We start from the raw sequence: 26,856 nt of genomic DNA on the forward strand, positions 1-26,856 counted from the left end.
TCTCGAAGACTCAAGTGGAGTACCCCATGTCCGATACAAGCCGCCAGATGACCCCGGAAGAGGCCGCGGAATTTGCCGAACAGGTGTTCAACGTGGCGCGCCAGGGTGACGCCGCCATGATGGCGGCCTTGCTGAGCAAAGGCTTGCCGCCCAACCTGCGTAACCACAAGGGCGACACCTTGTTGATGCTGGCCGCTTATCACGGGCACGTGGAAACGGTGAAAGTACTGCTGGAACACAAGGCCGACCCGGAAATCCGCAACGACAACGGCCAGAGCCCGATTGCCGGCGCGGCGTTCAAGGGCGACCTGGCGGTGGTCTCGGCGCTGGTGGACGGTGGCGCACAGGTGGAAGGTGCCTCCTTCGACGGTCGCACGGCGCTGATGATGGCGGCGATGTTCAACCGGGTGGCGATCGTCGACTACCTGATCGGCAAAGGCGCGGACCCGAAGGCGAAGGACGCCAACGGCGCCTCGGCCCTGGACGCGGCCCGGACCATGGGCGCGGCGGATACCACGGCGCAGTTGGAGAAGTTGTTGGGTTGATATCTTTTACGAGTACGGCTCTTCAGTCTGCAATACCTTGTGGCGAGGGGATTTATCCCCGCTGGGGCGCGAAGCGGCCCCACAACCTGACAACTCGGTGTTCAGGTTATCTGGAGGGGCTGCTTCGCAGCCCAGCGGGGATAAATCCCCTCGCCACAAAAGCATTGATGCAGCGGGTCTGTTTCAGTCCCTGGCCGGGTGTGATCGGGTATCCTGCGTGCCCTTGAATTTCATTGCCACAGGATTCGCCCATGAAAGCCGCACTCGTCGAACTCATCAGCAAAATCAGCTCCGGCTGCCTGGGCGATGCCGACATTGACCGGATTGCCGACGAAGCGGCCCAGGCCTATGCCGATCCGGCGGCTTTCCTGACGGCCAACCCGGACATCAACTACGACGACACCTTTCCGATCCCCCTGGGCGAATGGGTGGTCGTCGGCAGTTTGCCGGACACCGTGCTGTTCCAGGCTGACACCTATGTGCAGTTGTTCGAGCAGATCGTCGCGTCTTTCGGCCCCGGCGTGGCGTTCAACCTCAAGCCCAAGCAACTGGCGAAAACCGAGGCCCTGACGGCGCTCAACCGCATCCAGATCCAGATGAGCAGCCTGAACAAGGAAAACGGCGGCTATGTGCTGATGAACTTCAGCCAGTTGCTCGACGATGAATTGCAGATGGTGCTGGTGTACGGCAACGACGTGCCGCGGGTGCTGGAGTTGTGCGCGCAAGCCGGCATTGCCGCCGCCCCCGCCCTGGAAGCCCTCAAGGTCGCGATCCACGTCTGAAGCAATAAAACGGAACCCTCGTCGGGGCCGACTATCCTAAGTGTGCATGCCATCACTTGGGAGCGACACCATGGGTTCCACCTTCAACGGCCTGGTTGGCCTGATCATCCTGGCGCTCGATATCTGGGCGATCATCAATGTGCTCAAGAGTGGCGCGGAAACCGGGATGAAAATCCTCTGGGTACTGCTGATCCTGCTGTTGCCGGTATTGGGCCTGATCATCTGGGCGATTGCCGGGCCGCGAGGCAACGTGCGGATTTGACGACGCTTGCGCTGTACCCGGCAGGCTTTGCCCGCCGGGCCTCTATCGATTACGCCGCCGCCAACGCGTGTTTCTGTGACGTGCCAAGAAAGCGCAGCAGGGCCAGCAGCGGGAAGGCGCTGCCGATGATCACGACCCACAACCAACCGCCATGCTCGTACACCGCACTGGCAATCGATGAGCCGAAGGCACCGCCGACGAAGATGCTGGTCATGTACAGGGCATTGAGACGGCCGCGGCTTTTGGCATCCAGGGCATAGATGGTGCGCTGGCCCAACACCATGTTCATCTGCACACAAAAGTCCAATACCACGCCCGTGACAGCCAGGCCGATGACGCTGTAGAGCGGATGGATGAACGCTGGCAGGAAACTCAAGCTGGCGAACAGCATCGCCAACAGCGAGGCGATGCGGGTGTGACCGGCGTCGGCCAGTCGACCGGCAATGGGGGCAGCGATGGCGCCAATGGCACCGACCAGGGCGAACAGGGCAATCTCGGTCTGGGACAGCCCATGGTTACGCGCCAGCTCCAGGGGCACGGCGGTCCAGAACAGGCTGAACGTGGCGAACATGCAGGCCTGGTAAAACGCCCGTTGGCGCAGCAGCGGTTGTTGTCGCAGCAAAGTGCCGAGAGAACCCAGCAGTTGCCCGTAGGTGGCACTGTGGTCAGGTTGGCGCTTGGGCACGGTGAACGCCAGGACAAGGCTGATCACTGCCATCAATGCCGCCGCAATCATGAACATCGCGCGCCAGCCGAAGTGATCGGCCACCACGCTGGACACCGGCCGTGCCAGCAGGATCCCCAGCAGCAGCCCTCCCATGATCCCGCCGACCACTCGACCCCGGGACGCTTCCGGCGTGAGATGCGCGGCGAGGGGAATCAGGACTTGCACCGACACTGAACTGAACCCCACCAGCAGCGAAACCAACAGGAACACATTCGGTTGATCGGTGAACGCCGCGCCCAACAGGCTGGCAATCGCCACGAGGGTGGTGAGGATCATCAACCGGCGGTTTTCCAGCAGGTCGCCCAGCGGCACCAGGAAGAACAGGCCCAGGGCGTAACCGATCTGGGTCAGCGAGACGATCAGGCTGGCCATGGTGTTGGACAGGCCGACGTCAGGGGCGATCAGGTCGATGATGGGTTGGGCGTAATAGATGTTCGCAACGATGGCGCCGCAGCAGAAGGCGAACAGCAGGACCATGCCTCGGGTCAGGGCGGGGGAGTTGGCGGTCATGGGGTTTCCGTCAATGACTAGTAAGGATTGCGGGCAAGGCTAAAGGCTGTGCCGGCTTTGGGGTAGTCGCCTGGATTGATAACAACCATGTCCGGGATTGATGCGACTGTGGGAGCGAGCCTGCTCGCGATGGCGGTGTGTCAGTTACCAGTGCTTGTCTGACACTCCGCCATCGCGAGCAGGCTCGCTCCCACAGGTTTTTGTGTGGCCTGGAAAGTGGCGTTTATTGCCCGTTGTAGATCTGGTCGAAAATCCCACCGTCATTGAAGTGCGTCTTCTGCACGGTGCGCCAGTCGCCGAAGGTTTTTTCTACCGACAGGAAATCCACTTTCGGGAAGCGGTCGGTGTATTTGGCCAGGATGGCTGGGTCCCGCGGACGCAGGTAGTTGGCGGCGGCGATTTCCTGGCCTTCGGGCGACCACAGGTACTTGAGGTACGCCTCGGCGGCGTCGCGGGAGCCTTTTTTATCCACAACCTTGTCCACCACGCTGACCGGAGGCTCGGCTTCGGCGGACACGCTTGGGTAGACCACTTCGAACTGGTCGCGACCGAACTCGCGGGCGATCATCTCGGCTTCGTTTTCAAAGGTCACCAGCACGTCGCCGATCTGGTTGGTCATGAACGTGGTCGTCGCGGCACGACCGCCAGTGTCCAGCACAGGCGCCTGCTTGAACAGCTTGCCGACGAAGTCCTTGGCCTTGGTTTCATCGCCGCCGTTCTTCAGCACATAGCCCCAGGCCGACAGATAGGTGTAGCGGCCGTTACCGGAGGTCTTCGGGTTGGGCACGATCACCTGCACGCCGTCCTTGAGCAGGTCGGGCCAGTCTTTCAGGGCCTTGGGGTTGCCCTTGCGCACGATGAACACCGTGGCCGAGGTGAACGGGGCGCTGTGGTTCGGCAGGCGGCTGACCCAGTCCTCGGGCACCAGTTTGCCGTTGTCCGCCAGGGCGTTGATGTCGGTGGCCATGTTCATGGTGATGACATCCGCCGGCAACCCGTCGATGACCGAGCGTGCCTGCTTGCTCGAGCCGCCGAAGGACATCTGCACGGTGATGTTCTCGTTGTGCTCGGCCTGCCAGTGCTTCTGGAAGGCGGCGTTGTAATCCTTGTAGAAGTCGCGCATCACGTCGTAGGACACGTTGAGCAGCGTCGGTGCGGCGTGGGCCAGGCTGCCGAAGGTCAGGCCGGCGGCGAGAAGAGTGGCGCCAAAAAAGTTCTTCACTGCGAATTCCTTTTTTATAGGGAAGGAGATGCCGGGCAAACTAGCCGCAAGCTCATGGTCTTCAAGCATTTAAAAGTACTTTGCTTATTCCAATTTCTTAAACAGCGCGTTGCCACAACGGGAGCAGAAAGCCGCTGCCTGTTCATGGCTGTTTTTACTGCACACCGGGCAATCGTGATTGAGTTGGTCACCGCGCATGGCGGTGGCCAGTTCCGCGGTGAAGATACCGGTGGGCACCGCGATGATCGAGTAACCGGTGATCATAACCAGGGATGAAACCACCTGGCCCAAGGGCGTCTTGGGCACGATATCGCCGAAGCCCACGGTGGTCAGCGTCACGATCGCCCAGTAGATGCCCTTGGGAATGCTGGTGAAGCCATGCGCCGGGCCTTCGATGACGTACATCAGCGTTCCGAACACCGTCACCAGGGTGGAGACGCTGACCAGGAACACGATGATCTTCTGCTTGCTGCCTCGCAGCGCCGCCATCAGGTAATTGGCTTGCTTCAGGTAAGGGCTGAGCTTGAGCACCCGGAAGATCCGCAGCATCCGGATGATCCGAATGATCAGCAGGTACTGGGCATCGCTGTAATACAGCGCCAGGATACCCGGCACGATCGCCAGCAGATCCACCAGGCCGTAGAAACTGAACGCATAGCGCAGGGGCTTGGGCGAGCAATACAGGCGCAGGCCGTACTCGACGATGAAGACGAAGGTGAAACCCCATTCGATCCCGGCCAACACGCCCGCGTAGTTCTTGTGCACGCTGTCGATGCTGTCGAGCATCACGATCACCAGGCTGGCAAGGATGATCAACAGCAGCGTACTGTCGAAGCGTCGACCGGCCACGGTGTCGGTCTGGAAAATCATGATGTAGAGGCGTTTACGCCAATTGTCGGTGCTGTCCATAACCTTCGCCTGATTCAGAGTCAGCGAAGCCTAGGGCGATTGCCCCGCAGAGCGCAAGGCGCGGTGTTGCGTCTGGCTGGGTGCCACGTTCGAATCGTGGCGCGGACCAGCCAGCCGGCGAGGATGAAAGGGGCGGTCAGCGGTGCCAGGCCGAGGGCGGCGAACCCGGGTGTGAGCAGTATCGCCAGGAGGATGCCCGCGAGCGGCAGCCAGGGTGAGCGTCGCGTTTGGCCGAGCGCCAGCGCCACCAGGGCCGGGTTATAGCCAGCCAGCCCTGACAGGGCGGCTGCATTCTCATGATGCAATAAGGCGAAGGCCAGGCCGGCAACGGAACCGAACAATGCCCAGCGTGCGGCGCGAGGGTTGGTCAGCAGCAGGCCGGTCGCAATCAGCGCTCCGGCCAACGGTTGGTCGAGAAACACGATCTGGCCCAATCCATTCAAGCAACCGGTGAGCAGGTTGGGCATTGTCAGTTCGACTGTCAGTGGGGGCGGATGCAGCGGGGCGAATCCCAGCAGCAACCAGCCCAGCCCCACGAAGGGCGCTGTGTAGGCGGGCAGGCAGCGCGGGCCACGGGTGCGCTTGAGCCATTGCTGGGTCAGCATCGCACTGAGGCCGCCGCCCGCGATGATCAGCGGCGGCAGTAAGACGGACCAGGGCAAGACCAGGCCCGACAGCAACCCCAGCAGGATGCCGTTGTAGCTGAACAGCCCGGCCTGGCGATCCGCCTTGGGGTAATCGCGTCGCTGGGCCGTGAGTAGCCCGGCCACGCCGCCCAGCAACGCCCACCCGAACAGAGCCGGCGCGCTGAACAGGATCGCCAGCAGGCACAACAGGCCGCACAGCGGATGACGTTGGAGGAAGATCTGGCTGAAGCCGTTGAGCAGGGCGGTGGCCCAGTCGGGGCAGTGGGTATTGGGCATGGCTGGGTGGTATGTCTGATGGATCGAGTCGAGCCCATCGCGAGCAGGCTCGCTCCCACAAAGAGCGACGCAATCCCTGTGGGAGCGAGCCTGCTCGCGATGGGGTCCGTACAAGCGCTAGATCAACGTCTCGATGCGCAACGAATTGGTCGACCCCGGCTGCCCGAACGGCACGCCCGCCGTGATCAACAGCGTATCGCCGCGTTGCGCCATGCCTTGGGCCTGGGCAATTTCCAGGGCGGTGGAACATACTTCATCCACCTGCCGCAGCCGATCATTGACCACGGAGTGCACGCCCCAGGCCACCGTCAAGCGGCGGGCGGCTTGAAGGTTCGGCGTAAGGTTGAGGATCGGCACCGTCGGCCGTTCCCGCGCGGCTCGCAGGCTGGAGCTGCCCGATTCGCTGTAGTTCACCAGCACCGCCACCGGCAGGACGTTGCTGATGCGACGGATCGCGCAACTGATGGCGTCCGACACCGTGGCCTCGGCTTTCGGTCGGCTGACGTCCAGTTGGGCCTGGTAATCCGGGCCGTTTTCGACCTGGCGGATGATCTTGCTCATCATCTGCACGGCTTCGAGGGGGTAGTCGCCCGACGCGGTTTCCGCCGACAGCATCACCGCATCGGCGCCTTCTGCCACGGCGTTGGCGACGTCGGTGACCTCGGCCCGGGTGGGGGCCGGGGAGAAGCGCATCGACTCCAGCATCTGGGTCGCCACCACTACCGGTTTGCCGAGGGCGCGGCAGGTGCCGATGATGTTCTTCTGGATCTGCGGCACGCTCTCGGCCGGCACTTCAACGCCCAGGTCGCCACGAGCAACCATGATCGCGTCGCTCAACTCGGCGATTTCCCGCAGTTGGGCCACCGCCGACGGTTTCTCGATCTTGGCCATCAGGAACGCCTTGTCGCCAATCAGTGCACGGGCTTCGCGGATGTCTTCGGGACGTTGGACGAACGACAGCGCCACCCAGTCCACGCCCAATTCCAGGCCGAAGCTCAGGTCGCGACGGTCCTTGGCGGTCAGAGGGCTCAGGTCGAGTACCGCTTGGGGCACGTTTACGCCTTTGCGGTCCGACAGTTCGCCACCGTTGAGCACTTCGGTGTCGATGGCATCGCTATGCCGGGCAGTCACCCGCAGGCGCAGCTTGCCGTCATCCAGCAACAGTTCCATGCCCGGCTCCAGGGCCGCGATGATTTCCGGGTGGGGCAGGTTGACCCGGCGTTGATCGCCGGGCGTTGGGTCCAGGTCCAGGCGCAGGGCCTGGCCGCGTTGCAGCAGGACCTTGCCGTCAGCGAATCTGCCGACCCGCAGTTTCGGGCCTTGCAGGTCCATCAGGATACCCAGCGGATAGTTGAGCCGCTGCTCCACTTCGCGAATCCACTGGTAGCGCTGGGCATGGTCGGCGTGATCGCCGTGGCTGAAGTTCAGGCGGAAGATGTTCACCCCGGCCCGCACCAGCTCATGGATGTCGTCGATCCCGCGGGTGGCGGGGCCGAGGGTGGCGAGGATCTTGACCTTTTTGTCAGGCGTCATGGGTGGGGTTCTCGAGTATCAGGATGGCGCGGAAGTCGTTGACGTTGGTGCGGGTCGGCTCGGTGACGATCAACCCATCCAGCGCGGCGAAATAGCCGTAGCCGTTGTTGTTGTCCAGCTCGTCGCTGGCGCTCAGGCCCAGCTCGGCGGCGCGGCGGTAGCTGCCTGGGGTCATGATGGCGCCAGCGTTGTCTTCGGAACCGTCGATGCCGTCGGTGTCGCCGGCCAGTGCATAAATACCGGGGTGGCCCTTGAGGTTGTCGGTCAGGCTCAACAGGAATTCGGCATTGCGACCGCCTCGGCCGTGGCCGCGCACGGTCACCGTGGTTTCGCCGCCGGACAGGATCACGCACGGTGCCGCCAGGGGCTGGCCGTACCGGGCGATTTGCCGGGCGATGCCGGCATGGACTTTCGCCACTTCCCGCGACTCGCCCTCCAGGTCGCCAAGGATCAGCGGGCTGAAGCCGGCCTGGCGGGCTTTCACCGCAGCCGCTTCCAGGGATTGCTGGGGGCGGGCGATCAATTGGAAATGACTGCGGGCCAGGCTCGGGTCGCCGGGCTTGACGGTTTCCGACTCCGCGCTGCGCAGCCAGGTGTGCACCGACGCCGGGACCTCGATGCCGTAGCGCAGGAGGATCGCCAGGGCTTCGGCCGATGTGCTGGGGTCGGCCACGGTGGGGCCGGATGCGATGACGGTGGCGAGGTCGCCCGGCACATCGGAAATCGCATAGGTGTAGACCGTCGCTGGCCAGCAGGCCTTGCCCAGGCGTCCGCCCTTGATTGCCGAAAGGTGCTTGCGCACGCAGTTCATCTCGCCGATGGTGGCGCCGGATTTGAGCAAGGCTTTGTTGATCGCCTGCTTGTCGGCCAGGGTGATGCCGGCCGCCGGCAGCGCCAGCAACGCCGAGCCACCGCCGGACAACAGGAAGATCACCCGGTCGTCTTCCGTCAGGTTGCTGACTAACGCCAGCACCCGTTCGGCCACCGCCAGGCCGGCCGCGTCAGGTACGGGGTGGGCGGCTTCCACCACCTCGATTTTCTGGCAAGGCGCGCCATGGCCGTAGCGGGTCACCACCAGGCCGCTGACCTCGCCCTGCCAGCAACGCTCGACTACCTGCGCCATCGCGGCGGCGGCCTTGCCGGCGCCGATGACAATCACCCGGCCGCTGCGGTCGGCTGGCAGATACTGTTCAAGGACGTGCTGCGGATGGGCCGCGTCGATGGCTGCGGCAAACAGCTCGCGGAGCAATTGTTGCGGATCGACCGACATGGCGGGCTCCCGATTCTTATTATTGGATTGATGCGATCTTCTGTGGGAGCGAGCCTGCTCGCGATAGCGATGCTTCAGTCACAGCCTTATCGACTGTGAAACAGCCATCGCGAGCAGGCTCGCTCCCACAGGGAAACACCGGGCTCAGTTATCGCGAATCGAGAAATTCGCCATGTGTTCCAACCCCTTGATCAGCGCCGAGTGATCCCAGTTACTGCCGCCGATGGCTGCGCAGGTGCTGAACACTTGCTGGGCGTTGGCGGTGTTGGGCAGGTTGATGTTCAGTTCCCGTGCACCTTGCAGGGCCAGGTTCAGGTCCTTCTGGTGCAGGCTGATGCGGAAGCCCGGATCGAAGGTGCCTTTGATCATGCGCTCGCCGTGCACTTCCAGGATCTTCGACGAAGCAAAACCACCCATCAGCGCTTCGCGGACCTTGGCCGGATCGGCGCCGTTCTTCGACGCGAACAACAGGGCTTCGGCCACGGCCTGGATGTTCAGGGCGACGATGATCTGGTTGGCGACCTTGGCGGTCTGGCCGTCGCCGTTGCCGCCCACCAGGGTGATGTTCTTGCCCATGGCCTGGAACAGCGGCAGGGCGCGTTCAAACGCGCTGCTGTCACCACCGACCATGATGCTCAGGGTTGCGGCCTTGGCGCCGACTTCGCCACCGGACACCGGGGCATCGAGATACTGCGCGCCTTTCTCATTGATCTTCGCTGCGAATGCCTTGGTGGCGGTGGGGGAGATCGAACTCATGTCGATCACCACCTTGCCCGAACCCACGCCCGCCGCGACGCCGTCGGCGCGGAACAGCACGTCATCGACCTGGGGCGTGTCCGGGACCATGACGATGATGAACTCGGCTTCCTGGGCGACTTCCTTCGGGTTGGCCAGGGCCACTGCGCCGCCGGCCAGCAGATCGGCGGGAGCCGGGTCGTGATGTTGGGACAGGAACAGGCTGTGCCCGGCCTTTTGCAGGTTCAGTGCCATGGGGTGACCCATGATGCCGGTGCCGATGAATCCGATTTTAGCCATGGGAGAATCCTCTTGTTTTGTTGCTGCTTCAGGCAAATGAAGAACTGCTTTTATGTGGGAGCGAGCTTCTGTGGGAGCAAGGCTTGCCCGCGATAACATCGGCTCGGTACCAGGACGAACCGAGGTGCCTGCATCGCGGGCAAGCCTTGCTCCCATACGGGCCCGCTCCCACAGGAGTGCATTTCAGATCGCGTTATGGGTTTTCAGCCAGTTCAGGCCTGCTTCGGTGGTGGTCAACGGCTTGTATTCGCAGCCGACCCAACCGGAGTAACCGATGCGGTCCAGGTGTTCGAACAGGAAGCGATAGTTGATCTCGCCGGTGCCCGGCTCGTTGCGCCCCGGGTTGTCCGCCAGTTGCACATGGTTGATCTCGCCCAGGTGCGCCGACAGGGTCCGGGCCAGGTCTCCTTCCATGATCTGCATGTGGTAGATGTCGTACTGCAGGAACAGATTGGTGCTGCCCACCTGCTCGCGGATCGACAGGGCCTGGGCGGTGTTGTTCAGGTAGAAGCCGGGGATGTCGCGGGTATTGATGGCTTCCATCACCAACTTGATGCCCTTGGCTTGCAGCTTCTCGGCGGCGTACTTCAGGTTGGCGACGAAGGTTTTGCGCACCAGGGCTTCGTCGCAATTGTGCGGGCAAATCCCGGCCAGGCAGTTGACCTGGGTGTTGCCCAGCACCTGGGCGTAGGCGATCGCCAGGTCGACGCCGGCGCGGAACTCCTCGACCCGGTCCGGCAGGCAGGCAATGCCACGTTCGCCCTTGGCCCAGTCACCGGCCGGCAGGTTGAACAGCACTTGGGTCAGGCCGTTGGCGTCGAGCAGGGCCTTGAGTTCGGCGGAGCTGTAGTCGTAGGGGAACAGGTATTCGACACCCGTGAAACCGGCCTTGGCGGCCGCTTCGAAACGGGCGAGGAAATCCTGCTCGGTAAACAGCATGGACAGGTTGGCGGCGAAACGCGGCATGACAGTCTCCTATGAATATTCTGAAGCCGTTGTGAGAATGGGCCTCTGTGGGAGCAAGGCTTGCCCGCGATAACATCGCCTCGGTATCAAGATGAACCGAGGCGCCTACATCGCGGGCAAGCCTTGCTCCCACACGAGCCCGCTCCCACAGGGTCAATCGAGCAACGAAATGGCCGTCGGCGCGTCGTTGCCCACCAGTGCCAAGTCTTCGAATTCGTTGACGGCGTTGATCTCGGTGCCCATGGAGATATTGGTCACCCGCTCCAGGATGACCTCGACGATCACCGGCACCCGGAACTCCTCGATCATTTCCTGGGCCTTGCGCAACGCCGGCTGGATGGCGGACGGTTCGAACACCCGCAGCGCCTTGCAACCCAGGCCCTCGGCGACGGCGACGTGGTCCACCCCATAGCCGTTGAGTTCCGGCGCGTTGAGGTTGTCGAAGGACAGCTGTACGCAGTAGTCCATGTCGAACCCGCGTTGTGCCTGGCGAATCAGGCCCAGGTAGGAGTTGTTCACCACGACGTGGATGTACGGCAGTTTGAACTGCGCACCCACGGCCAGTTCTTCGATCATGAACTGGAAGTCGTAGTCCCCCGACAAGGCCACGACCTTGCGGCTCGGATCAGCCTTGACCACCCCCAGCGCGGCCGGAATGGTCCAGCCCAACGGACCGGCCTGGCCGCAGTTGATCCAGTGGCGTGGCTTGTAGACGTGCAGGAACTGCGCCCCGGCGATCTGCGACAGGCCGATGGTGCTGACGTAGCAAGTGTCCTTGCCGAACACCTGGTTCATTTCTTCGTACACGCGCTGGGGTTTGACCGGCACGTTGTCGAAGTGCGTCTTGCGTTGCAGGCTGGCCTTGCGCTGCTGGCAGTCCTGCAACCAGGCGCTGCGGTTCTTCAGTTTGCCGGCGGCCTGCCATTCACGGGCGACTTCGATGAACACCGTCAGTGCCGAAGCGGCGTCGGAGACGATGCCCAGGTCCGGGGTGAACACGCGGCCGATCTGGGTCGGTTCGATGTCCACGTGAATGAACCGACGACCTTCGGTGTAGACATCCACCGAACCGGTGTGGCGGTTGGCCCAGCGGTTGCCGACACCCAGCACCAGGTCCGACTTGAGCAGCGTCGCGTTGCCGTAGCGGTGGGATGTCTGCAGGCCGACCATGCCGACCATCAGCGGGTGGTCATCCGCAATTGTGCCCCAGCCCATCAGCGTGGGGATCACCGGGATACCGGTCAGCTCGGCGAATTCCACCAGCAGCTCGCTGGCATCGGCGTTGATGATGCCGCCACCGGCCACGAGCAAAGGGCGTTCGGCCTGATCGAGCATCGCCAGGGCTTTCTCGACCTGCGCACGGTTGGCCGCAGGCTTGGCCAGCGGCAGCGGCTGGTAGGTGTCGATGTCGAACTCGATTTCCGCCATCTGCACGTCGAAGGGCAGGTCAATCAATACCGGGCCGGGGCGGCCGGAGCGCATCTCAAAGAACGCCTTCTGAAACGCATAGGGCACCTGGCCCGGTTCCAAGACGGTGGTGGCCCACTTGGTCACCGGTTTGACGATGCTGGTGATGTCCACCGCTTGGAAGTCTTCCTTGTGCAGGCGGGCGCGGGGAGCCTGCCCGGTGATGCACAGGATTGGGATCGAGTCGGCCGAGGCGCTGTAGAGCCCGGTGACCATGTCGGTGCCGGCCGGGCCCGATGTGCCGATGCAGACGCCGATGTTGCCAGCCTTGGTGCGGGTGTAACCCTCAGCCATGTGCGAGGCGCCTTCAACGTGGCGCGCGAGGACATGATCGATGCCACCCACTTTCTGTAGGGCGGAATACAGCGGGTTGATCGCGGCACCCGGAATACCGAAGGCGGTGTCCACGCCTTCACGGCGCATCACCAGAACGGCGGCTTCGATTGCTCTCATTTTGCTCATGGTTTTGTGCCTCTTACGTTTTGTAATTGTATACAAGTGGCTTTTCGGCGAGTTTATTCACGGCGAATGGTGCAGGTCAATCCTTTTCCTCAAGTGCCTGTTTCATTCGTCGGAAGGCCGATAACCATGGGGGCTTTGGTCGCGTATGGCGATTTAAGGAAATTATTGTATACAAAAATAAATAGTATTGTGTTCTATTTGTTGTGTGAGGTTTTGCCGAAGGTGAAACCCAGAAGGCTTTCCAACAACAAAAGAAGGACAGCATCCATGAGCGCTCTAACCTTGAACGTCGCCGTCAACCTGGCGGGGCAAGCCCTTGTCGCGGGTCGTGAAATCAACGCAGCACCCCTGACCGTCGCGGTCCTCGACAGCGGCGGGCACCTGATTGCCCTGCAGCGCGAAGACGGCGCCAGCCTGCTCCGTCCGCAGATCGCCATCGGCAAGGCCTGGGGCGCCATTGCCCTGGGCAAAGGCTCACGCCTGCTGGCCCAGGACGCCCAACAGCGCCCCGCCTTCATCGCTGCATTGAACAGCCTGGGGCAGGGCAGCATCGTGCCGGTTCCGGGTGGGGTATTGATCAAGGATCAGGCAGGGCAGGTATTGGGTGCGGTTGGGATCAGCGGCGATCTATCGGATGTCGACGAGCAGGTGGCTGTCAGGGCTGTGGAGGCAATGGGGTTGTGGGCGGATGCGGGGGTGGTTGCTTGATTCTGTATTGACTGACCTATCGCTATCGCGAGCAGGCTCGCTCCCACAGCTTTCGATGGGTGGATACAAAATGTGTGAACACCGCAAATCCCCTGTGGGAGCGAGCCTGCTCGCGATGACAATTTTGCAGACACATCCTGCTATGGTCTGGCCCCACACTCAGGTATTTGAAGGTCTAGCCTTGTCCGGAGTTCGATAACAAAGGGGCATGGAATGCCTGATCTACCTGCTTCGCGCCGACTACGCATTGGCCGCTGTACTGAGTCCAGCCGGATCTACCTATTAACCACCAACACCTCCGACCGAATGCCGATCTTCAGCGATTTTGGTCTGGGGAGATTGGTTGTCGAGCAGTTTCGGAAAGCTGAGGATCTGGGCCTCGCCAACTCATTGGCATGGGTCGTCATGCCGGATCACTTCCATTGGTTGATCGAATTACGCAAGGGGTCGTTAGGTGGCTTGATGCAACGAACAAAATCATTGAGTACCAAGTCAGTGAACCTGCGTCTTGATCGTAAACTCTGCCTTTGGCAGCCAGGTTTTCATGACCGGGCATTGCGGCGGGAAGATGACTTGGTCAAGCTCGCGCGGTATGTCGTGGCCAACCCTTTGCGGGCCGGATTGGTCAAGCGGTTTGGCGATTATCCACTGTGGGATGCGATCTGGGTCTGATTTGGAATTGAGTCGCCTCCATCGCGAGCAGGCTCGCTCTCACAAGGAAAGCAGTCATACAGCCAGACCCTGTGGGAGCGAGCCTGCTCGCGATAAAGGCGACTCGATGCTAAGCCTGGCGATCCAACTCACACCCTTTCAACACCAACCGGATAATCGTCTGCGCCGCCGCTTCATAATCGGCTTCATCCAGCTTCGTCTTGCCGGTGATGGCAGTAATCTGCCAGTCGAAGTCGGCATAGGTCTGGGTGGCGGCCCAGATGCTGAACATCAGGTGGTTGGGGTCGATGGGGGCGATCTGGCCGCGGTCGATCCAGGTCTGGATACAGTCGATGTTGTGCCGGGCCTGGGCATTGAGCTGTTCCACCAGGTCGGGGCTCAGGTGGGGGGCGCCGTGCATGATCTCGCTGGCGAAGACTTTCGAGGCGAAGGGCAGGTCGCGGGAAATGCGGATCTTGGAGCGGATGTAATGGCTCAGCACTTCGCCGGGCACGCCGTCGGCGTTGAAGGGGGTCGAGGCCTGGAGGATCGGCTCGATGATGCTTTCCAGGACCTCGCGGTAGAGGTTTTCCTTGGATTTGAAATAGTAGTAGACGTTGGGTTTGGGCAGGCCCGCCTTGGCCGCGATGTCGCTGGTCTTGGCCGCCGCGAAGCCCTTGTCGGCAAATTCCTCGCTGGCGGCACGCAGGATGAGTTCTTTGTTGCGCTCGCGGATAGTGCTCATAAACCCAGGGGTTCCTTGCCTGTTCTGGCGGTGGCGCATGGTAGCACCGGCCTCGCGCGACGCTCAAGAATGCCCCGTGGCACGGCGGCTCGCGGTATGCTGCGCGGCATTATCATTCAAGGAGCCCCTCCATGGCTGGAAGCAGTTTGCTGGTATTGATCGACGACATCGCCACCGTGCTCGACGATGTTGCGCTGATGACCAAGATGGCCGCGAAGAAAACCGCCGGCGTGCTTGGCGACGATCTGGCGCTCAATGCCCAGCAAGTGTCCGGCGTGCGGGCCGATCGAGAGCTGCCGGTGGTTTGGGCCGTGGCGAAGGGCTCATTCATCAACAAGCTGATCCTGGTGCCGTCGGCCCTGGCTATCAGTGCCTTCGTGCCGTGGCTGGTGACGCCGCTGTTGATGGTGGGTGGCGCCTACCTGTGTTTCGAGGGGTTCGAAAAGCTCGCCCACAAGTTCCTCCACAGCCCGGCCGAGGACCAAGCCGAGCACACGCAGTTGGTCGAGGCCGTGGCCAATCCGGCGGTGGACCTGGTGGCGTTTGAGAAGGACAAGATCAAGGGCGCGGTGCGTACTGATTTCATTCTGTCGGCGGAGATCATCGCCATCACCCTCGGCACCGTCGCCGATGCACCACTGACCCAGCAGGTGATTGTGCTGTCGGGCATTGCTGTTGTCATGACCGTCGGCGTCTACGGCTTGGTGGCCGGGATCGTCAAGCTCGATGACCTGGGGCTGTGGCTGACGCAGAAGCCGGGGCAGGTTGCCAGAAGCATCGGTGACGCCATCCTGCGCGCCGCGCCGTACATGATGAAAAGCCTGTCGGTGATCGGCACGGCGGCGATGTTCCTGGTGGGCGGCGGCATCCTCACCCATGGCGTGCCGGTGGTGCACCACTGGATCGAAGCCGCGGCGGCGAGTGCCGGCGGGGCCGGGTTCATCGTGCCGATGTTGCTCAATGCGGTGGCGGGGATCGTCGCGGGAGCGGTGGTGCTGGCGGGGGTGATGGTGGTGGGCAAGGTCTGGAAGGCGCTGAAAGGCTGAACCTGACAACCCGGAACCACTGTGGGAGCGAGCCTGCTCGCGATAGCGCTCTGTCAGGCAACATAAATGTTGAATGTCAGGCCCTCATCGCGAGCAGGCTCGCTCCCACAGGGGATCTCACTTGGCCGACTGTTACTCGGCAATCTGCAACTTGCGCGATTCCGTGTACACGTAGCGCACCTTTTCATACTCGAACGGCGAGTTCAGTTGGCCATAGCGGAAGGTGGTCTGGTAGCGCTTGTCCACGCCGCGCAGGAGCAGCAGTTCCGGGTGGTTGGCGCTGACTTCCGAGACGTTCAGGAAGTTGATCGCTGACTCGGCGGTGTAGTCCACCAGCAACCCCGAAGTATCCCGCAGGTTGGAAGGGCCGAAGATCGGCAGTACGAAGTAGGCGCCGGCGGGCACGCCGTAGAAGCCCAGGGTCTGGCCGAAATCTTCGCTCTGGCGCGGCAGGCCCATGGAGGTGGCGGGATCCCACAGGCCGGCGACGCCGATCGTGGTGTTGAGCAACAGCCGCGCCGTGGTCTCCATCGAACGCTTGCCCTTGAATTGCAGCAGGCTGTTCATCAGGTTCGGCACGTCCCCCAGGTTATTGAAGAAGTTGCTGACCCCGGTGCGCACGAAACTCGGGGTGACGTAGCGGTAGCCATCGACCACGGGGAGGAATACCCATTGGTCGAAACGGTAGTTGAAGTGATAGACGCGACGGTTCCAGGACTCGAGCGGGTCATAGACGTTCAGCGCGTTGAGGGTCGAGCGCTCGAATTCGCGCTGGTCCAGGCCCGGATTGAACTTGAGTTTGCTCAGCGGTTCCTTGAAGCCGTCGGCATCCACCGTGGGCTTGTCATCGGCGTGAACCACGCCCGCACCCATTAACGCAGCGATAAGCAGGAGGTATTTAGCCACGGAAGAACTCCAGCATGGCGTCGCTGTTGACGCGGTAATTGAGGTTGCCGCAGTGGCCGCCCAGTGGATACACCGTCAGGCGGTCGCCAAAGGTCTTGCGCAGGAAGCCCAGGTCGCCGGGGCCGAGGATGACGTCGTCGGCGTTGTGCATCACGGCGATCTTCGAGCTTTCATGCAGATAATCCTTCAGGGCATAGAGGCTGACCTGGTCGACCAGTTGCAGCAGGCTGCCGCCGTCGGTCCGCGCGCGCCACATCGGGATCACTTGTTCGGTGAGGTAGCAGTCGAAATCGCATTGCAGCGCACGCTTGAGAAACGGCGTCAGGCTGGTGCTTTCGGTGATCGGGAACTTGGGCGGGGTAATCAGGCCGCGACGGTTGATCAGGTCCGAAGTGAAGGCGATATCGGCCGCCGAGAAACGGAACGACGTGCCGATCAGCATCGCCATCTGTTCGTTGCTCAAGTGTTGCTTGGACTGCTGGAAGTCATAAAGGAGGGCATCGTTGAGGTCGATGTAGCCTTTTTGCTGGAAGTAGCGGGTCAGTTTGTTCAGCACCACTTCATAGAAAGTCGTGGTGCTGTTGATGCCCTTGACCTTGGTCTGGACCAGTTTGTCCAGGTTGGTGACCGAGGTATAGAGGTTCACCGGCGGGTTCAGCAACAGCACTTTCTTGAAGTTGAAGCTGCGCCGGGTTTCGTCCAGGTGCGCGACGAAGGCTGCGTCCAGCGCGCCTAGGCTGTAGCCGGTGAGGTAGTACTCGGTCACCGGCACCTTGGGGTGCTGCGCACGCACGGCTTGCATGACCCGGTACATGTCTTCGGCATCTTCCTTGGTGATGCCCGGGGTGGCGAAGCGCGAAGCGGAGCTCATGAAGTCGAAACTGGTGGGCGACGACAACTGCACCACGTGATAGCCGGCCTTATAGTAGAGGCGCTTGAGGTATTCGTTGAGGGTGCTGTCGTACCGGGCGCCGGTACCGGCGATCAGGAAGATCAGCGGGGCCGGTTTGTCCTGGGTGGCCATGCGATAGGTGAGGCTTTTCACCGGCCAGAAGTTGTCCGGCAGGATGAACTCGCGCTCCGGGCGCAGGGTGACGCTGTAGTCCGCCTGGTTGATGTCCTCGATCAAGGGCAGATCGGGGCGCAGGTCAGGCGGAGTGGTCGCAATGGTCGCCTCGAACGGGTTGGTCAAGGGGTAGCCATAACTGGCGGCGTCGATGTCCACCGCCAGTGCGGACGCACTCAGGATAAGGCCGCCGATGAGGGCAGCGAAGCGCAAGGAACGGAGCATGACTGGATCCCTTAGAGGATGGTGCCGAATGAGGTTCGCAGGCTATGACCACTGAAGCGAAACCAAGTGCCATGATCGGCACGAAACAGGTTTGAGTCGGGGGTCGGCAGCAACGGGACGATACACGGTGTGGGTGGTTGGTGGCTAGTTGCCTACACTTGTCGTGGATGGCGTTCTGATGTCGCTCCTCGCTGTTTCGATGTCGCTAACAGATCAGGTTCCAGATCGTCGCAGGTTGATGATCGTTGCATCAGTACTCCACTGATGTTCGAACTGGCTTGGCAGGCGAGCGTGATGGGGGCGCTGAGCACCATAACAACACGTTGACGTCGCTCGGCATTCGTCGGGCGCAGCACTTTCGGGGAAGTACACGATGAAGATGCGACGACTCATGGGCGCAGGTGCCGCACTGGTACTGGCGATCAGCTCCACACTGGCCAGCGCCGAAACCAAAACCCTGAGCATCGGCTACGTTGACGGCTGGTCCGACAGCGTCGCGACGACTCACGTAGCGGCGGAAGTCATCCAGCAGAAGCTTGGCTATGACGTGAAACTGCAAGCGGTGGCGACCGGGATCATGTGGCAGGGCGTGGCCACCGGCAAGCTCGATGCCATGCTCTCGGCCTGGTTGCCGGTGACTCACGGCGATTACTGGGCGAAGAACAAGGATCAGGTGGTCGATTATGGCCCCAACTTCAAAGATGCGAAGATTGGCCTGATCGTGCCGGAGTACGTCAAGGCTCAGTCCGTGGCTGATCTGAAGACCGATGAAAGCTTCAAGAACCGCATTGTTGGCATCGACGCCGGTTCAGGCGTGATGCTCAAGACCGAACAGGCGATCAAGGACTACGACCTGACCGGCTATCAACTCAAGGCCAGTTCCGGCGCCGGCATGATTGCCGAGCTGACCCGTGCCGAGAAAAAGAACGAATCCATCGCCGTCACCGGTTGGGTGCCGCACTGGATGTTCGCCAAGTGGAAACTGCGCTTCCTGGAAGACCCGAAAGGCGTCTATGGCGCAGCTGAAACCGTGAACAGCATCGGCAGCAAGGAACTGGCGACCAAGGCGCCGGAAGTGGCTGAATTCCTGAAGAAATTCCAATGGTCGTCGAAAGACGAAATCGGCGAAGTCATGCTGGCTATCCAGGAAGGCGCCAAACCTGAAGCTGCTGCCAAGGACTGGGTCGCCAAGCACCCGGACCGCGTGAAGGAGTGGACTGGCAAGTAATCTGCCTGATCTAACAATCTCCAGAAACCGCATGACGTCGTGTCATGCGGTTTTTTTATGCTCGCATAATGCTCAGGGCTTGCACTGACCCCCTGTGGGAGCGAGCCTGCTCGCGATAGCGGTGTACCTGCCTGCATCAGTGTTGAACATGACATCGCCATCGCGAGCGGGCTCGCTCCCACAAGGGAGAGGCGGTGGCGATAGTTTTTGCTGAAAATTGGCAAAACCGTCATGTCGTTCTAATACTAAGGTCGTCTGGAACCTCGCCTTGAGCCGCATAGAGTAGAGTCGTTCCATCTTAAATTGTGCTGCGAGGATAAAAACAATGAACGACAGCATTTACCTCTCGATTCAAAACAGCCCGCGCTTCAAGGAGCTGGTGAGAAAAAGAGAAAGGTTCGCCTGGATTCTTTCGGCGATCATGCTAGGGCTGTACTCCGGATTCATTCTTCTGATCGCCTACGGGCCGCACGTTCTCGGGGCCAAGATCACGCCCGAGTCGACGATCACCTGGGGTATTCCCATCGGTGTCGGCCTGATTGTCTCGGCGTTCGTCCTGACCGCTATCTACGTGCGACGCGCCAACGGCGAGTTCGATGAGCTGAACAATGCGATTCTCAAGGAGGCTCAACAATGATCCGGCGTCTACTGGCTCTATTGAGCATCGCAGCGTTCGCCCCGGGTGCCTGGGCGGCTGAGGCCCTGACCGGGGCCGTGGAGAAACAACCCCTCAACGTCTCTGCCATTATCATGTTCGTGGCGTTTGTCGGCTTGACCCTGTGCATCACCTACTGGGCGTCCAAGCGGAGCAAGTCGGCCAGCGACTACTATGCGGCGGGTGGGCGGATCACCGGTTTCCAGAACGGCCTGGCCATCGCCGGTGACTACATGTCCGCGGCGTCCTTCCTGGGGATTTCCGCGCTGGTGTTCGCTTCCGGCTATGACGGCCTGATCTACTCCATCGGCTTCCTGGTGGGCTGGCCGATCATTCTGTTCCTGATCGCCGAGCGCCTGCGTAACCTGGGTAAATACACCTTTGCCGACGTGGCGTCCTATCGCCTGGGGCAAAAGCAGATCCGTACCTTGTCTGCCAGCGGTTCGCTGGTAGTGGTGGCGTTCTACCTGATCGCACAGATGGTCGGCGCTGGCAAGCTGATCCAGCTGCTGTTCGGCCTGGACTACCACGTTGCGGTGGTGCTGGTGGGTATCCTGATGTGCCTTTATGTGCTGTTCGGCGGCATGCTGGCGACCACCTGGGTACAGATCATCAAGGCAGTGCTGTTGCTGTCCGGTGCTTCGTTCATGGCGCTGATGGTCATGAAGCACGTCAACTTCGACTTCAACATGCTGTTTGCCGAGGCGGTCAAGGTTCACCCTAAAGGCGAGGCGATCATGAGCCCTGGCGGTCTGGTGAAGGATCCGGTCTCGGCCTTCTCTCTGGGCCTGGCGCTGATGTTCGGTACCGCTGGCCTGCCACACATCCTGATGCGCTTCTTCACCGTGAGTGACGCCAAGGAAGCGCGCAAGAGCGTGCTGTACGCCACTGGTTTCATCGGTTACTTCTACATCCTGACCTTCATCATCGGCTTTGGCGCGATCCTGCTGGTCAGCACCAACCCGGCCTTCAAGGACGCGGCAGGTGCCTTGCTGGGCGGTAACAACATGGCGGCGGTGCACCTGGCCAACGCTGTGGGTGGCAGTGTGTTCCTGGGCTTCATCTCGGCCGTGGCGTTCGCCACCATCCTGGCGGTTGTGGCAGGCCTGACCCTGGCCGGTGCCTCGGCGGTGTCCCATGACTTGTATGCCAGTGTGATCAAGAAAGGCAAGGCCAACGAGAAGGATGAGATCCGTGTCTCGAAGATCACCACCATCGCTCTGGCGGTGCTGGCGATCGGCCTGGGCATCCTGTTCGAGAAGCAGAACATCGCGTTCATGGTGGGCCTGGCGTTCTCCATCGCGGCGAGCTGCAACTTCCCGGTGCTGCTGCTTTCGATGTACTGGAAGAAACTGACTACCCGCGGCGCCATGATTGGCGGCTGGCTGGGCCTGGTCAGCGCCGTGGGCCTGATGATCCTCGGCCCAACCATCTGGGTACAGATCATGGGTCACGAGAAGCCGATCTACCCGTATGAGTACCCTGCGCTGTTCTCGATGGCCATTGCCTTCGTCGGTATCTGGTTCTTCTCCATCACCGACAAGTCGGCTGAAGCCGAGAACGAGCGGGCGCTGTTCTTCCCGCAGTTCGTGCGTTCGCAGACTGGACTGGGGGCGAGTGGGGCGGTTAATCACTGATGCGGTAAGTAGCAAGCGTAGCGTTTGAAGAAATACCCCGGTCGAGAGGCTGGGGTATTTTTTTGTGCCCGGAAGAAAGGGGGGTCAGGTCTGGCGCCATCGCGAGCAGGCTCGCTCCCACAGCTGACCGCATTCCAATGTGGGAGCGAGCCTGCTCGCGATGGCGTCAAAATGGTCACTAAAGGGGGGGGGGGGCAAGCAAAACGGCCCCCGCTCTTGTATATAAGAAGCGGGGGCCGTTCAGTGAAGCTGGAGGTTGTTATGGCAAGGACTTACTTGCGATCTTCCAGCTTGGTGATGTCACGCGACTCGTAGCCGGTGTACAGCTGGCGTGGGCGGCCGATCTTGTACGGGCTGGAGAGCATTTCCTTCCAGTGGGAGATCCAGCCGACGGTCCGCGCCAGGGCGAAGATCACGGTGAACATGCTGGTTGGAATGCCGATCGCCTTGAGGATGATCCCCGAGTAGAAGTCGACGTTCGGGTACAGCGAGCGTTCGATGAAGTACGGATCGGTCAGGGCGATCTCTTCCAGGCGCATGGCAAGTTCGAGTTGCGGATCGTTCTTGATCCCCAGTTCCTTGAGCACTTCGTCGCAGGTCTGCTTCATGACGGTGGCGCGTGGGTCGCGGTTCTTGTAGACCCGGTGACCGAAGCCCATCAGCTTGAACGGATCGTTCTTGTCCTTGGCCTTGGCGATGAACTTGTCGATGTTCGAGACATCGCCGATTTCATCGAGCATGGTCAGTACCGCTTCGTTGGCACCGCCGTGGGCCGGGCCCCAGAGTGCCGCGATACCGGCGGCGATACAGGCGAACGGGTTGGCACCCGACGAACCGGCCAGGCGCACGGTGGACGTGGAGGCGTTCTGCTCGTGGTCGGCATGGAGGATGAAGATCCGGTCCATGGCCTTGGCGAGCACCGGGCTGATCGGTTTGATCTCGCACGGGGTGTTGAACATCATGTGCAGGAAGTTTTCCGCGTACGACAGGTCGTTGCGCGGGTACATCATGGGTTGGCCCATGGAGTACTTGTAGACCATCGCCGCCAGGGTCGGCATCTTCGCCACCAGGCGGACCGCGGAGATTTCGCGATGCTGGGGGTTATTGATGTCCAGGGAGTCGTGGTAGAAGGCCGAGAGGGCGCCGACAACGCCGCACATGACGGCCATCGGGTGGGCATCGCGACGGAAGCCGTTGAAGAAGGACTTCAGCTGCTCGTGAACCATGGTGTGGTTTTTCACGGTGCTGACGAACTGGGCCTTTTGTTCTGCGGTCGGAAGCTCGCCGTTGAGCAGCAGGTAGCAGGTTTCCAGGTAGTCCGATTTTTCAGCCAGTTGCTCGATCGGGTAGCCGCGGTGCAGCAGGATGCCGTTGTCGCCGTCGATGTAGGTGATCTTCGACTCGCACGAAGCGGTCGACATGAACCCTGGGTCGAAGGTGAAGCGGCCCGTGGCCGTCAGGCCGCGAACGTCGATTACATCGGGACCAACGGTGCCGGTTAAAATGGGCAGCTCGACGGGGGCTGCGCCCTCGATGATCAACTGCGCTTTTTTGTCAGCCATGTGGCCTCCTATTAATGCTTGGAATCATCAGACAGACCCCCCACGCAGGGCCCGCACCACTATAGTGAGATAAATCCGAATGTCAATTTGCCTAAAGTCTTGCTCCAGAAGGCTTTAACCGGACTTTTTCCTCGAAATTACCTGCCGTTTACGCCTTTTGCCGCTGTTGTGCAATGCGCCATCAGTGGAAGGTGAACGCGTTGTCATTAGTAACCTAACTGTCTATACTCGGCAGCCGACCGCCAGGGGCTTTTGGGCCAGCTTCGCTGGGGGTCGTCACTCCCTGGGTGGTGAGTACCTGACCAGTGCGCGCCGCAACAACTTTGCCCTGATTCTTAGGGGCTCTTCAGTGTGAAAAAAGCCGTGAAAAGCCAACGACCTGTAAACCTAGACCTAAGGACCATCAAACTCCCAGTCACTGCTTACACGTCCATTCTTCACCGTATTTCCGGTGTCATCCTCTTTGTCAGCCTGGCCATCATGCTTTATGCATTGGACAAGTCGCTCGACTCGGAAGAAGGCTTCGGTCAGGTGAAGGCGTGTCTGACCAGTCCGCTAGCCAAGCTAGTGATTTGGGGCATCCTGTCCGCCTTGCTGTATCACCTGGTTGCCGGTGTGCGCCACTTGATCATGGATATGGGCATCGGTGAGACGCTGGAAGGCGGCAAGCTGGGCTCGAAAATCGTTATCGCCGTTTCCGTGGTGGTAATCGTTCTGGCAGGAGTCTGGATATGGTAACCAACGTCACGAACCTCTCGCGTTCGGGCCTCTATGACTGGATGGCGCAGCGTGTGTCTGCGGTCGTTCTCGCGGCTTATTTCATTTTCCTGATCGGATATGTCGTCGCCCACCCAGGCCTTGGCTATGCCCAATGGCATGAGCTGTTCGCAAACAACTGGATGCGTATCTTCAGTCTGCTGGCCCTTGTCGCACTGGGCGCTCACGCCTGGGTCGGCATGTGGACCATCGCTACCGACTACCTGACGCCGATGGCGTTCGGCAAGTCGGCGACTGCCGTACGTTTCCTCTTCCAGGCAGTATGCGGCGTTGCGATGTTCGCTTACTTCGTCTGGGGCGTGCAGATTCTCTGGGGTATCTGATCCATGGCTAACATTCCAACGATTTCTTTCGACGCCATCATTGTTGGTGGCGGCGGTGCCGGCATGCGCGCAGCGCTGCAACTGGCCCAGGGCGGTCACAAGACTGCCGTGATCACCAAGGTCTTCCCGACCCGTTCGCACACTGTTTCCGCCCAGGGCGGCATCACCTGCGCCATCGCTTCGGCCGACCCGAACGACGACTGGCGCTGGCACATGTACGATACCGTCAAGGGTTCCGACTACATCGGTGACCAGGACGCTATCGAATACATGTGTCAGGAAGGTCCGGCTGCAGTGTTCGAGCTGGACCACATGGGCCTGCCGTTCTCCCGTACCGAAACCGGCCGTATCTACCAGCGTCCGTTCGGTGGTCAGTCCAAGGACTACGGCAAGGGCGGCCAGGCTGCACGCACCTGCGCGGCATCCGACCGTACCGGTCACGCGCTGCTGCACACCCTGTACCAGGGCAACCTGAAAGCCGGTACCACGTTCCTGAACGAGTACTACGCCGTAGACCTGGTGAAGAACCAGGACGGCGCCTTCGTCGGTGTGATCGCGATCTGCATCGAAACCGGCGAAACCACCTACATCCGCTCGAAAGCCACCGTACTGGCGACCGGCGGTGCAGGTCGTATCTATGCTTCCACCACCAACGCCCTGATCAACACCGGTGACGGCGTCGGCATGGCCCTGCGTGCTGGCGTGCCGGTACAAGACATCGAAATGTGGCAGTTCCACCCGACCGGCATCGCCGGCGCCGGTGTACTGGTTACCGAAGGTTGCCGCGGTGAAGGCGGTTACCTGATCAACAAGCACGGCGAGCGTTTCATGGAGCGTTATGCTCCGAACGCCAAGGACCTTGCCGGTCGTGACGTCGTAGCGCGTTCGATGGTCAAGGAAATCATCGCCGGTAACGGCTGTGGCCCGAATGGCGACCACGTGATGCTCAAGCTCGACCACCTGGGCGAGGAAGTGCTGCACAGCCGTCTGCCAGGCATCTGCGAACTGTCGAAGACTTTCGCTCACGTCGACCCGGTCGTTGCGCCGGTTCCAGTGGTTCCAACCTGCCACTATATGATGGGCGGCGTTCCCACCAACATCCATGGCCAGGCAATCACCCAGAACGCCGAAGGCGTGGACGAAATCATCCCTGGCCTGTTCGCAGTGGGTGAAGTGGCGTGCGTATCGGTTCACGGTGCGAACCGTCTGGGCGGCAACTCGCTGCTCGACCTGGTGGTCTTCGGTCGTGCCGCTGGCCTGCACCTGGAGAAGGCGCTGAGCGATGGCATCGAATACGACGACGCTACCGAAGCTGACATCAATGCGGCCTTGTCGCGCCTGAACGCCCTGAACAACCGTACCGATGGCGAAGACGTGGCCACCCTGCGTCGCGAGCTGCAAAGCTGCATGCAGAACTACTTCGGTGTATTCCGTACCGGCGAATACATGCAGAAGGGTATTGCCCAGCTGGCAGAACTGCGTGAACGAATTGCCAATGTGAAGATCAACGATAAGTCACAGGCGTTCAACACCGCTCGTATCGAAGCGCTGGAACTGCAGAACCTGCTGGAAGTGGCCGAAGCTACCGCCATCGCCGCAGAAGTGCGTAAAGAGTCCCGTGGTGCCCACGCCCGCGAAGACTATGAAGACCGTGACGACGAAAACTGGCTGTGCCACACGCTGTACTTCCCGGGTGAAAAACGCGTCGCCAAGCGTGCCGTGAACTTCTCGCCGAAGACTGTTCCGACTTTCGAACCTAAAGTCCGGACTTATTAAGGGTGACCGCCATGTTGCAAGTCAGTGTTTATCGCTACAACCCTGATCAGGACGCTGCGCCGTTCATGCAGGATTTCCAGGTCGATACCGGTGGTAAAGACCTGATGGTGCTGGACGTGCTGGCCCTGATCAAAGAGCAGGACGAAGGTTTCTCCTATCGTCGTTCCTGCCGCGAGGGCGTTTGCGGCTCCGATGGCATGAACATCAACGGCAAGAACGGCCTGGCCTGCATCACGCCACTGTCGGCCGTTGTAAAGGGCAACAAGCTGATTGTTCGTCCGCTGCCAGGTTTGCCGGTTATTCGTGACCTGGTCGTCGATATGAGCATCTTCTACAAGCAATACGAGAAGGTGAAGCCATTCCTGCAGAACGACACGCCGGCTCCGGCCATCGAGCGTCTGCAGTCCCCGGAAGAGCGTGAGAAGCTCGACGGTCTGTACGAGTGCATCCTGTGCGCTTGCTGCTCGACCTCGTGCCCATCCTTCTGGTGGAACCCGGACAAGTTCCTGGGCCCGGCCGCCCTGCTGCAAGCGTACCGCTTCCTGGCAGACAGCCGTGACACCAAGACGTCCGAGCGTCTGGCCGCACTGGATGACCCGTTCAGCGTATTCCGCTGCCGCGGGATCATGAACTGCGTCAACGTCTGCCCGAAAGGCCTGAACCCGACTAAGGCCATCGGTCACGTACGTAACATGCTGCTGCAAAGCGGCGTGTGATTCAGCTGCTGTACCCGTAGAACCGCTGTACCCGTAGAGGCTAAGGCGCGGGCTTCAACCCGCGTCGTAGCATAACCAGAACAGCCGCTTACAAAGCGGCGGTTCTTATTTTGAAGAAATGAGACAAGCAGGGGCATCCGGGCTGGTACCCGGACTATCAGCGTGATCCTAAGTGGCTTGTTTTAGTCGCTGCACTCGGACTTCTGCAAGTTTGCTCGGTGT

26 protein-coding genes are annotated in these 26,856 nt (G+C 61.0%); 13 read left to right on the forward strand and 13 right to left on the reverse strand.

The features are described 5' to 3' along the window. Positions 1-26: 26 nt before the first annotated feature. From FGE05_RS24430 to FGE05_RS24440, 3 genes are all read left to right on the forward strand, one after another. Complete coding sequence (locus FGE05_RS24430; RefSeq protein WP_139648998.1) at positions 27-545, forward strand: ankyrin repeat domain-containing protein; 519 nt, start codon at positions 27-29, stop codon at positions 543-545. Positions 546-796: 251 nt separating this feature from the next. Next, a complete protein-coding gene (locus tag FGE05_RS24435; RefSeq protein WP_139649000.1) occupies positions 797-1,327 on the forward strand; it encodes a hypothetical protein in 531 nt (176 codons plus the stop codon). A gap of 70 nt (positions 1,328-1,397) precedes the next feature. Beyond that, positions 1,398-1,589 (forward strand): PLDc N-terminal domain-containing protein, encoded by a 192-nt coding sequence (locus tag FGE05_RS24440; RefSeq protein ID WP_003204476.1) that lies wholly within the window; start codon positions 1,398-1,400, stop codon positions 1,587-1,589. Between the two features lie 49 nt (positions 1,590-1,638). Here the strand turns inward: FGE05_RS24440 and FGE05_RS24445 are convergent, their stop codons facing one another. The 9 genes from FGE05_RS24445 to gcl all read right to left on the reverse strand — a co-directional run bounded on the left by FGE05_RS24445 (position 1,639) and on the right by gcl (position 12,613). Next, positions 1,639-2,826, reverse strand: coding sequence for an MFS transporter (locus FGE05_RS24445; RefSeq protein ID WP_139649002.1), 1,188 nt, complete (start codon positions 2,824-2,826; stop codon positions 1,639-1,641). Positions 2,827-3,049: 223 nt separating this feature from the next. Continuing rightward, on the reverse strand, positions 3,050-4,048 hold the full coding sequence (locus tag FGE05_RS24450) for a sulfate ABC transporter substrate-binding protein (RefSeq protein ID WP_139649004.1): 999 nt from the start codon (positions 4,046-4,048) through the stop codon (positions 3,050-3,052). Between the two features lie 84 nt (positions 4,049-4,132). After that, positions 4,133-4,957 carry an ion transporter gene (locus FGE05_RS24455; protein ID WP_139649006.1) on the reverse strand — a complete coding sequence of 275 codons (825 nt, stop codon included), beginning with the start codon at positions 4,955-4,957 and terminating at the stop codon, positions 4,133-4,135. 20 nt (positions 4,958-4,977) lie between these two features. Further along, positions 4,978-5,880 (reverse strand): urea transporter, encoded by a 903-nt coding sequence (locus FGE05_RS24460; RefSeq protein WP_139649008.1) that lies wholly within the window; start codon positions 5,878-5,880, stop codon positions 4,978-4,980. A 117-nt stretch (positions 5,881-5,997) separates the two neighbouring features. Next, positions 5,998-7,413 carry a pyruvate kinase gene (gene pyk, locus FGE05_RS24465; protein ID WP_139649009.1) on the reverse strand — a complete coding sequence of 472 codons (1,416 nt, stop codon included), beginning with the start codon at positions 7,411-7,413 and terminating at the stop codon, positions 5,998-6,000. Next, positions 7,403-8,683, reverse strand: coding sequence for a glycerate kinase (locus FGE05_RS24470; protein ID WP_139649011.1), 1,281 nt, complete (start codon positions 8,681-8,683; stop codon positions 7,403-7,405). The genes pyk and FGE05_RS24470 overlap by 11 nt, the downstream gene beginning before the upstream one ends. Positions 8,684-8,827: 144 nt before the next feature. Further along, positions 8,828-9,718, reverse strand: coding sequence for a 2-hydroxy-3-oxopropionate reductase (locus tag FGE05_RS24475; protein ID WP_139649014.1), 891 nt, complete (start codon positions 9,716-9,718; stop codon positions 8,828-8,830). 183 nt (positions 9,719-9,901) lie between these two features. Further along, positions 9,902-10,684 carry a hydroxypyruvate isomerase gene (gene hyi / locus FGE05_RS24480; protein WP_139649016.1) on the reverse strand — a complete coding sequence of 261 codons (783 nt, stop codon included), beginning with the start codon at positions 10,682-10,684 and terminating at the stop codon, positions 9,902-9,904. 153 nt (positions 10,685-10,837) lie between these two features. Beyond that, positions 10,838-12,613, reverse strand: a complete 1,776-nt coding sequence (gcl, locus tag FGE05_RS24485) for a glyoxylate carboligase (RefSeq protein ID WP_139649018.1) — start codon at positions 12,611-12,613, stop codon at positions 10,838-10,840. Positions 12,614-12,880: 267 nt separating this feature from the next. Between gcl and FGE05_RS24490 the strand changes: the two genes are divergently transcribed. Beyond that, a complete protein-coding gene (locus FGE05_RS24490) occupies positions 12,881-13,321 on the forward strand; it encodes a heme-binding protein (protein WP_139649020.1) in 441 nt (146 codons plus the stop codon). Between the two features lie 213 nt (positions 13,322-13,534). Next, entirely contained in the window at positions 13,535-13,993 is a 459-nt protein-coding gene (locus tag FGE05_RS24495; protein WP_139649022.1) for a transposase, read from the forward strand. Between the two features lie 109 nt (positions 13,994-14,102). On the opposite strand, the gene FGE05_RS24500 is transcribed toward FGE05_RS24495, so the two are convergent. Further along, positions 14,103-14,717 carry a TetR/AcrR family transcriptional regulator gene (locus FGE05_RS24500; protein ID WP_139649024.1) on the reverse strand — a complete coding sequence of 205 codons (615 nt, stop codon included), beginning with the start codon at positions 14,715-14,717 and terminating at the stop codon, positions 14,103-14,105. A gap of 131 nt (positions 14,718-14,848) precedes the next feature. On the opposite strand from FGE05_RS24500, the gene FGE05_RS24505 reads away from it, so the two are divergent. Then, positions 14,849-15,763: a DUF808 domain-containing protein gene (locus FGE05_RS24505; protein ID WP_139649026.1), complete on the forward strand. Its 915-nt coding sequence runs from the start codon at positions 14,849-14,851 to the stop codon at positions 15,761-15,763. Positions 15,764-15,895: 132 nt separating this feature from the next. On the opposite strand, the gene FGE05_RS24510 is transcribed toward FGE05_RS24505, so the two are convergent. Both FGE05_RS24510 and FGE05_RS24515 read right to left on the reverse strand, forming a co-directional pair. Beyond that, positions 15,896-16,636: a VacJ family lipoprotein gene (locus tag FGE05_RS24510; RefSeq protein ID WP_217510119.1), complete on the reverse strand. Its 741-nt coding sequence runs from the start codon at positions 16,634-16,636 to the stop codon at positions 15,896-15,898. Positions 16,637-16,661: 25 nt separating this feature from the next. Further along, positions 16,662-17,960 (reverse strand): serine/threonine protein kinase, encoded by a 1,299-nt coding sequence (locus tag FGE05_RS24515; protein WP_139649030.1) that lies wholly within the window; start codon positions 17,958-17,960, stop codon positions 16,662-16,664. Between the two features lie 373 nt (positions 17,961-18,333). Here FGE05_RS24515 and FGE05_RS24520 point away from each other — a divergent pair, with 373 nt between their 5' ends. The 3 genes from FGE05_RS24520 (at position 18,334) to FGE05_RS24530 (ending at position 21,480) form a co-directional block, all read left to right on the forward strand. Continuing rightward, entirely contained in the window at positions 18,334-19,188 is an 855-nt protein-coding gene (locus FGE05_RS24520) for a glycine betaine ABC transporter substrate-binding protein (protein ID WP_041024955.1), read from the forward strand. A gap of 325 nt (positions 19,189-19,513) precedes the next feature. Further along, positions 19,514-19,825 carry a DUF485 domain-containing protein gene (locus FGE05_RS24525; protein ID WP_139649032.1) on the forward strand — a complete coding sequence of 104 codons (312 nt, stop codon included), beginning with the start codon at positions 19,514-19,516 and terminating at the stop codon, positions 19,823-19,825. Then, a complete protein-coding gene (locus FGE05_RS24530) occupies positions 19,822-21,480 on the forward strand; it encodes a cation acetate symporter (protein WP_139649033.1) in 1,659 nt (552 codons plus the stop codon). The genes FGE05_RS24525 and FGE05_RS24530 overlap by 4 nt, the downstream gene beginning before the upstream one ends. A gap of 272 nt (positions 21,481-21,752) precedes the next feature. Here the strand turns inward: FGE05_RS24530 and gltA are convergent, their stop codons facing one another. Further along, complete coding sequence (gltA, locus tag FGE05_RS24535) at positions 21,753-23,042, reverse strand: citrate synthase (RefSeq protein ID WP_041024952.1); 1,290 nt, start codon at positions 23,040-23,042, stop codon at positions 21,753-21,755. A gap of 351 nt (positions 23,043-23,393) precedes the next feature. Between gltA and sdhC the strand changes: the two genes are divergently transcribed. From sdhC to FGE05_RS24555, 4 genes are read left to right on the forward strand one after another with little or no spacing between them, the layout of a single operon-like run. Next, on the forward strand, positions 23,394-23,780 hold the full coding sequence (sdhC, locus tag FGE05_RS24540) for a succinate dehydrogenase, cytochrome b556 subunit (protein WP_172679607.1): 387 nt from the start codon (positions 23,394-23,396) through the stop codon (positions 23,778-23,780). Further along, positions 23,774-24,142, forward strand: coding sequence for a succinate dehydrogenase, hydrophobic membrane anchor protein (gene sdhD / locus FGE05_RS24545; protein WP_090324185.1), 369 nt, complete (start codon positions 23,774-23,776; stop codon positions 24,140-24,142). Before sdhC ends, sdhD begins: the two co-directional genes overlap by 7 nt. A gap of 3 nt (positions 24,143-24,145) precedes the next feature. Further along, positions 24,146-25,918 carry a succinate dehydrogenase flavoprotein subunit gene (gene sdhA / locus FGE05_RS24550; protein WP_024780618.1) on the forward strand — a complete coding sequence of 591 codons (1,773 nt, stop codon included), beginning with the start codon at positions 24,146-24,148 and terminating at the stop codon, positions 25,916-25,918. A gap of 11 nt (positions 25,919-25,929) precedes the next feature. After that, positions 25,930-26,634 carry a succinate dehydrogenase iron-sulfur subunit gene (locus tag FGE05_RS24555; RefSeq protein ID WP_024780617.1) on the forward strand — a complete coding sequence of 235 codons (705 nt, stop codon included), beginning with the start codon at positions 25,930-25,932 and terminating at the stop codon, positions 26,632-26,634. The last annotated feature ends 222 nt before the right edge of the window (positions 26,635-26,856 follow it).

Origin of the sequence: Pseudomonas sp. ICMP22404 (genome assembly GCF_006227205.1) — a bacterium.
Classification (GTDB): domain Bacteria; phylum Pseudomonadota; class Gammaproteobacteria; order Pseudomonadales; family Pseudomonadaceae; genus Aquipseudomonas.

Bases quoted from the DNA above. Each gene is read 5' to 3' on its own strand.
- gcl (WP_139649018.1), bottom strand. From the start codon at position 12,613: ATGAGCAAAATGAGAGCAATCGAAGCCGCCGTTCTGGTGATGCGCCGT.
- FGE05_RS24470 (WP_139649011.1), bottom strand. From the start codon at position 8,683: ATGTCGGTCGATCCGCAACAATTGCTCCGCGAGCTGTTTGCCGCAGCC.
- FGE05_RS24440 (WP_003204476.1), top strand. From the start codon at position 1,398: ATGGGTTCCACCTTCAACGGCCTGGTTGGCCTGATCATCCTGGCGCTC.
- FGE05_RS24430 (WP_139648998.1), top strand. From the start codon at position 27: ATGTCCGATACAAGCCGCCAGATGACCCCGGAAGAGGCCGCGGAATTT.
- FGE05_RS24455 (WP_139649006.1), bottom strand. From the start codon at position 4,957: ATGGACAGCACCGACAATTGGCGTAAACGCCTCTACATCATGATTTTC.
- FGE05_RS24500 (WP_139649024.1), bottom strand. From the start codon at position 14,717: ATGAGCACTATCCGCGAGCGCAACAAAGAACTCATCCTGCGTGCCGCC.
- hyi (WP_139649016.1), bottom strand. From the start codon at position 10,684: ATGCCGCGTTTCGCCGCCAACCTGTCCATGCTGTTTACCGAGCAGGAT.
- FGE05_RS24510 (WP_217510119.1), bottom strand. From the start codon at position 16,636: ATGGGTGCGGGCGTGGTTCACGCCGATGACAAGCCCACGGTGGATGCC.
- FGE05_RS24475 (WP_139649014.1), bottom strand. From the start codon at position 9,718: ATGGCTAAAATCGGATTCATCGGCACCGGCATCATGGGTCACCCCATG.
- FGE05_RS24525 (WP_139649032.1), top strand. From the start codon at position 19,514: ATGAACGACAGCATTTACCTCTCGATTCAAAACAGCCCGCGCTTCAAG.
- pyk (WP_139649009.1), bottom strand. From the start codon at position 7,413: ATGACGCCTGACAAAAAGGTCAAGATCCTCGCCACCCTCGGCCCCGCC.
- FGE05_RS24435 (WP_139649000.1), top strand. From the start codon at position 797: ATGAAAGCCGCACTCGTCGAACTCATCAGCAAAATCAGCTCCGGCTGC.
- FGE05_RS24555 (WP_024780617.1), top strand. From the start codon at position 25,930: ATGTTGCAAGTCAGTGTTTATCGCTACAACCCTGATCAGGACGCTGCG.
- FGE05_RS24490 (WP_139649020.1), top strand. From the start codon at position 12,881: ATGAGCGCTCTAACCTTGAACGTCGCCGTCAACCTGGCGGGGCAAGCC.
- FGE05_RS24445 (WP_139649002.1), bottom strand. From the start codon at position 2,826: ATGACCGCCAACTCCCCCGCCCTGACCCGAGGCATGGTCCTGCTGTTC.
- FGE05_RS24515 (WP_139649030.1), bottom strand. From the start codon at position 17,960: ATGCTCCGTTCCTTGCGCTTCGCTGCCCTCATCGGCGGCCTTATCCTG.
- FGE05_RS24495 (WP_139649022.1), top strand. From the start codon at position 13,535: ATGCCTGATCTACCTGCTTCGCGCCGACTACGCATTGGCCGCTGTACT.
- FGE05_RS24505 (WP_139649026.1), top strand. From the start codon at position 14,849: ATGGCTGGAAGCAGTTTGCTGGTATTGATCGACGACATCGCCACCGTG.
- FGE05_RS24460 (WP_139649008.1), bottom strand. From the start codon at position 5,880: ATGCCCAATACCCACTGCCCCGACTGGGCCACCGCCCTGCTCAACGGC.
- FGE05_RS24520 (WP_041024955.1), top strand. From the start codon at position 18,334: ATGAAGATGCGACGACTCATGGGCGCAGGTGCCGCACTGGTACTGGCG.
- gltA (WP_041024952.1), bottom strand. From the start codon at position 23,042: ATGGCTGACAAAAAAGCGCAGTTGATCATCGAGGGCGCAGCCCCCGTC.
- sdhD (WP_090324185.1), top strand. From the start codon at position 23,774: ATGGTAACCAACGTCACGAACCTCTCGCGTTCGGGCCTCTATGACTGG.
- sdhA (WP_024780618.1), top strand. From the start codon at position 24,146: ATGGCTAACATTCCAACGATTTCTTTCGACGCCATCATTGTTGGTGGC.
- FGE05_RS24530 (WP_139649033.1), top strand. From the start codon at position 19,822: ATGATCCGGCGTCTACTGGCTCTATTGAGCATCGCAGCGTTCGCCCCG.